Source organism: Bacillus sp. EB106-02-03-XG38, from assembly GCF_058792175.1.
On the sequence record NZ_JBYTED010000011.1, the window covers coordinates 51776 to 58242 of the forward strand.

Annotated in this window: 5 protein-coding genes; all 5 read right to left on the minus strand. The window is 37.3% G+C overall.

The genetic code is table 11. From position 1 onward, the window contains the following. Window position 1: 1 nt before the first annotated feature. On the minus strand, window positions 2-1378 hold the full coding sequence (gene radA, locus AC3WTI_RS27795) for a DNA repair protein RadA (RefSeq protein WP_061678381.1): 1377 nt from the start codon (window positions 1376-1378) through the stop codon (window positions 2-4). Between the two features lie 96 nt (window positions 1379-1474). Then, window positions 1475-3910, minus strand: a complete 2436-nt coding sequence (gene clpC / locus AC3WTI_RS27800; RefSeq protein WP_000971179.1) for an ATP-dependent protease ATP-binding subunit ClpC — start codon at window positions 3908-3910, stop codon at window positions 1475-1477. A gap of 22 nt (window positions 3911-3932) precedes the next feature. Then, the gene (gene mcsB, locus AC3WTI_RS27805; RefSeq protein ID WP_087955348.1) at window positions 3933-4997 is read right to left on the minus strand and encodes a protein-arginine kinase McsB; all 1065 of its coding nucleotides are present in this window, start codon (window positions 4995-4997) and stop codon (window positions 3933-3935) included. Between the two features lie 4 nt (window positions 4998-5001). Next, window positions 5002-5550, minus strand: coding sequence for a protein-arginine kinase activator protein McsA (mcsA, locus tag AC3WTI_RS27810; RefSeq protein WP_097842110.1), 549 nt, complete (start codon window positions 5548-5550; stop codon window positions 5002-5004). Window positions 5551-5723: 173 nt separating this feature from the next. Further along, window positions 5724-6185: a transcriptional regulator CtsR gene (gene ctsR / locus AC3WTI_RS27815; protein WP_048526354.1), complete on the minus strand. Its 462-nt coding sequence runs from the start codon at window positions 6183-6185 to the stop codon at window positions 5724-5726. Window positions 6186-6467 lie beyond the last annotated feature (282 nt).

Consider the following 6467-nt stretch of genomic DNA (forward strand, 5'->3'; position numbering starts at 1 on the left):
CCTAGCCTCCTAATGTCAAACGAAGCGCTTCTCCTAAATTGGATACACCTACTACCTCAATCCCATCAGGAATTGTCCATCCTCCTAAATTTTTTCTAGGAATAATAGCGCGTTGAAATCCTAATTTAGCTGCTTCTTGTACACGTTGTTCAATTCTTGATACTCTTCTTATTTCTCCAGTTAATCCTACTTCTCCTATTACTGCATCAGTTGGTGCCGTAGATTTATCTCTAAAACTTGAAGCTATACTTAAAGCCACAGCTAAATCAATTGCTGGTTCATCTAACTTCAGACCACCTGCTACTTTTAAATATGCGTCTTGGTTTTGCAATAATAAACCTGTTCTTTTTTCTAATACTGCCATAATAAGCGATACACGGTTATGGTCAATTCCCGTTGCCATTCTTCGAGGGTTTCCAAAACTAGTAGGGGAGATTAATGCTTGTATTTCTACTAAAACTGGTCGTGTTCCTTCCATTGAGGCAACCACTGTTGACCCTGCAACCCCAACTGGTCTTTCCTCAAGGAAAATTTCAGAAGGATTTAATACTTCCGCAAGGCCAAGTTCTTTCATTTCAAAAATACCCATTTCATTCGTGGAACCAAAACGATTCTTCACAGCTCGCAAAATACGATATGTATGATGACGGTCTCCTTCAAAATAAAGAACTGCATCGACCATATGTTCTAACATACGAGGTCCTGCAATTGCTCCCTCTTTTGTCACATGTCCAACGATAAAAATAGGGATCCCTTTCGTTTTTGCAAGTTTCATTAATTCCGCGGTACATTCACGTACTTGCGCCACACTTCCTGGTGCCGACGTTACCTCAGGTAAATGTATCGTTTGAATAGAATCAATAACAACAAAGGCTGGATTCATTTCTTCAATGTGTGCTGCAATTCGCTGCAAATCGGTCTCTGATACAACGAATAGATTGCTACCATTTACATGTAAACGGTCCGCACGCAGTTTAATCTGTTTTGCTGATTCTTCACCCGATATATATAGTACATCATATGAAGAATCTGCTAATTGCGATGATATTTGTAATAGTAACGTTGATTTTCCAATCCCAGGGTCACCACCAATAAGTACTAAGGACCCATCTACAATCCCGCCACCAAGCACGCGGTTAAATTCTTGAAATTTTGTTTCAATACGCGCCTCAGACTTTGTTTCTACTTCTGTTAGACGTCTTGGTTTTGTTACTTCTGATTGAATCGCATTGGCATAATTAAGGCGCCTTGATGATACAACTGGTTCCATCTCTTCAACAAGCGTATTCCATTGACCACACCCAGGGCATTTCCCCATATATTTTGGTGACTGATACCCACACTCTTGACATGTGAATTTTGTTTTCTTTTTAGCCATATCGTTTTATATTTCACTTCACTTTCATCTATAAACAGTTTATCCTTCTCGTACAAGAAAGAGGGCTATCTCGTAGCCCTCTTAGTTTGTCTATACTTATTTTACCTTTTCAGCACTATGAATGACAAATGATTCTCCTTCAACATCAAAGATAACTTTTTGTCCTTTCTCAATAGCACCTTTTAAAAGCTCTTCCGACAGTCTATCTTCTACATGCTTCTGAATTGCTCTACGAAGTGGGCGAGCACCATACTCTCGGTCGAATCCTTTATCAGCAATAGCTGAAATTGCTCCTTCAGTTAAATGCAATTCAATTTCTTGCTCTTTTAAGCGGTTCACTAACTGATTTACCATAAGTGTTACAATCTCTTGAATATGTTTTTTCTCAAGCATATGGAACACGATAATTTCATCAATACGGTTTAAGAACTCTGGACGAAATGCCTTTTTCAGTTCATCCATTACTTTACCCTTCATATCTGAATAATCGCGGCTCTCATCTTGTACGTTAAATCCAAGATGTTTATTACGTTTTAACGCCTCTGCACCAACGTTAGATGTCATAATAACAATTGTATTACGGAAATCAACTGTACGCCCTTTAGAATCTGTTAAGCGACCATCTTCTAATACTTGTAGTAAAATGTTAAACACATCAGGATGAGCTTTCTCTACTTCATCTAATAAGACAACTGAATATGGCTTACGGCGAACCTTTTCTGTTAATTGTCCACCTTCTTCATATCCAACATATCCTGGAGGAGATCCAACCAAACGAGAAGTAGAATGCTTCTCCATGTACTCAGACATATCGATGCGAATCATTGCATCCTCATCACCGAACATAGATTCTGCTAACGCTCTTGCTAGCTCTGTTTTACCTACACCTGTTGGTCCTAAGAAAATAAATGAACCAATCGGACGTTTCGGATCTTTCAATCCAGCTCTAGCACGACGAACAGCTTTCGCCACAGCTACTACCGCTTCATCTTGACCAATAACACGATCGTGAAGAATCGATTCTAAGTTTAATAATTTATCAGTCTCTGTTTGTGCAAGTTTAGAAACTGGAATACGAGTCCACGTAGAAACGACATTTGCAATATCTTCTACTGTCACTTCTGAATTTTCTTTTCCTTGTTGCTCTTTCCATTGACGCTTCGTATCTTCTAACTTCTCACGTAAGCGTTGTTCCATATCGCGTAAGGACGCAGCTTTTTCAAATTCTTGGCTTTGTACAGCTGCATCTTTTTCTTTTCTAATTTCCTCAAGCTTCACTTCAAGCTCTTTTAGATTTGGTGGTGTTGTATAAGAGCGTAAACGAACCTTTGAAGCAGCTTCATCAATTAAATCAATTGCTTTATCTGGTAAGAAACGATCTGTAATATAACGATCTGAAAGCTTTACAGCTGCATCAATTGCATCATCTGTAATAGACACGCGGTGATGTGCCTCATAACGATCACGTAAACCTTTCAAGATTTGAGTTGATTCATCTAAACTTGGCTCATCAACGTGAATTGGTTGGAAACGTCTCTCTAAAGCCGCGTCTTTTTCAATATATTTGCGATATTCGTCTAACGTTGTCGCCCCAATACATTGTAACTCTCCGCGTGCTAAAGATGGTTTTAAAATGTTCGATGCATCAATAGCACCTTCTGCTCCACCTGCACCAATTAATGTATGAAGTTCATCAATAAATAGAATGATATTTCCCGCTTGGCGAATTTCATCCATTACTTTCTTCAAACGATCTTCAAATTCACCACGATATTTCGTTCCAGCTACCACTGTACCCATATCTAGTGTCATAACGCGCTTATCTCTTAAAGTTTCAGGAACTTCATTATTTACGATTTGTTGTGCTAATCCTTCTGCGATTGCCGTTTTACCTACACCAGGCTCTCCAATTAACACGGGATTATTTTTTGTTCTACGGCTTAAAACTTCAATTACACGTTGAATTTCTTTACCACGCCCAATAACAGGATCTAAACGATTTTCACGTGCAACAACCGTTAAATCACGCGCTAAGCTATCAAGTGTTGGTGTATTTGCATTTGTTGAAGAACCACCTTGGTGACCTGAACTTGCTTCATTACTTCCAAGCAGTTGCAATACTTGTTGTCTTGCCTTATTTAGGCTAACACCTAAGTTATTTAAAACTCGTGCTGCTACACCCTCACCCTCACGGATTAAACCGAGTAGGATATGTTCTGTTCCAACGTAAGAATGACCTAACTTACGAGCTTCATCCATAGACAATTCAATAACCTTTTTAGCACGCGGTGTATAATGTACAGTTTGAGAAGCTTCTGTTCCGCGCCCAATTAATGCTTCTACCTCTTTTTGAACTTTCTCTGGACTTAATCCAAGAGCAATCAACGCTTTTGCTGCAATTCCTTCACCTTCGCGTACAAGCCCAAGTAAAATATGTTCTGTTCCAATATTATTATGCCCAATGCGAATTGCTTCCTCTTGAGATAAAGCTAATACTTTCTGTGCTCTTTCTGTAAATCTTCCAAACATCATAGAAATCGCCTCCTACTTGCGCTTAGTTTTTTTCAATACGTAATCGCTCACGGATTAAGGTTGCTCTTCGATAATCTCTTTCTTCTGGTCCTAAGGGCCCTCCTGCATATTGTTGTAAAATGCCCGGTTGTGTAAGAACCATTAGCTCAGTCAAAATATTTCTCGATACACCTTTTATATATCCTAAATCAATACCAAGTCGTACATCTGATAAGCAAGTGGCCGCTTCCGCAGATTGAATTAACCGACTGTTTGCTAGTATGCCATAAGAGCGATAAACTTTGTCTTCAAGCTCAATACTTGAATTTTGTACAATTAATTCTCTAGCCATTTTTTCTTGCTGTATAATTTGTTGAATGACACTCTTTAAATCTGCAATAATATCTTCTTCAGATTTTCCTAGTGTCATTTGATTTGACACTTGAAATATATTACCTAACGCTTCGCTACCCTCGCCGTATATTCCTCTTACTACTAACCCTAATTTTTGAATTACTTGTATAATACGACTAATTCTTTTAGTTAAGACGAGCCCCGGTAAATGAATCATTACAGAAGCCCTCAACCCGGTACCAACGTTAGTAGGACAACTTGTAATATATCCAAGTGATTCATCAAAAGCATATTCAACCTCATTCTCTATCCAATTATCTATTTGATTGGCACTTTGAAGAGCCTCTGATAACTGCAATCCTGAAAATAAGCACTGAATCCGAATATGATCTTCTTCATTCAACATAACACTAATATGTTCACTTTCTGACAATAAACATGCTCCGTACTCTGTTCCGGCAAGGTTAGGACTAATTAAATGCTTTTCAACTAATACTCTCCTTTGAAGAGGTGTTAATTCATTCATTTTTAATAGTTCAAACTCTCCAAAGGGTTCTACCGTTTTATTTATAAATTCCTTTTTAAATAACTCATGAATCTGTTTAGCTTCTTCTTCGTTTTGCATAGTAGAGAATTGATATTTTTTAAAATTACGAGCCAAACGAATTCGACTACTTAAAACAATATCAGAATCAGGGCCATCCCCCTTCATCCATGGACTAATCGCTTCATTCATAATTTTGTCCAGTGACATAGAACTATTCCCCCTCTCTATGCTCACTCAGCTGATTTTCAAGACCTCTAATTTTATCCCTTATTTCAGCAGCTTTCTCAAATTCCTCATTCTGTACATATTGTTTCAGAATGAGTTTTAGTTCATCTAATTCTTTTTTTAAGTGGATATTTCCTTCTATATGCTCCGGAATTTTTCCACAATGATCTGTATGCCCGCCGTGAAGACGTTTTAATAATGGCTTTAAATGTTCTTTAAATGTATCGTAACAAGAAGCACATCCAAAACGTCCAACCTTTGTAAATTGCTCATATGTCATCTTACAATCTGGACACCTTAATATACTTGTATTCGAAAATCCGTTTTTTCCTTCTTCGAACATTGTTGATTCACCGTGTAATAACCCAGCAAATAAATCATGGAATGAAAAGTTAGACTGCGATGATTGAAAGAAAGACGTATAGCCACTTTGCTCTGCACATTGCTCACAAAGATGAACTTCCGCCTTCTTTTCGTTGACTACTTTTGTATAATGTAAAGTTGCTGGTCTTATATTACAGTTTTGACAAGTCATCACTATCCCCACCTTTACAACAGGAACGATCTATCTCATAGTACTTTTCATACATTACTAGATTGTTCACTTCCCTTTATTCGTTTAAATAAAAGTGTGTGTTCTTTTTTCAAAACTTCTACAATATTTAACTGTCTTATCTTTTAGTTATTATTCTTTTACAAAAGCTGTATTTATTTATATTTCAGTGTTCTTAACATTGCGCATAATATTCGAGCCCTAAGTTCATCTCGAGAAGGAACATCCATTGATAATACAGAACGATCTAGCACGCTTAACATAAGCTTAGCTTCACGATTTGTTATGATTCCCTCTTCTATTAAACGTATAATCATACTCTCTGCATTTCCTTGCGCAACACTATGATCAATCATATGAAGCATTTGATCAATAATGTCTATATCGTCATGCAGTTTGACTTTTATAATGCGAATGTAACCTCCTCCACCACGTTTACTTTCTACTACGAATCCTCTTTCTAGCGTAAAACGGGTATTGATTACATAATTGATTTGAGATGGTACGCACTCGAATCGATCCGCAATCTCATTTCTTTTTATTTCAATCACATTATTATTACTTAAGTCAATAACTTGCTTTAGATATTTCTCAATGATATCAGATATATTTCTCATTTATCCGCCACCTTTATTGACTTTGACTATCTTTGACTTTAATTATATACGTATTAATAAAATTTGCAACTCTTTTGCTTATTCACTATCCTAGCCACATTCCCCTGTATTTAATCAAAATAATAATTATTTAAACACATTTTTTTATTACTATGGATTATAAAAGAAAACACGAAAAAACACGAGTCATTCGACTCGTGTTTAATTGCTTGGCGACGTCCTACTCTCACAGGGACAAGGTCCCAACTACCATCGGCGCTAGAGAGCTTAACTTCCGTGTTC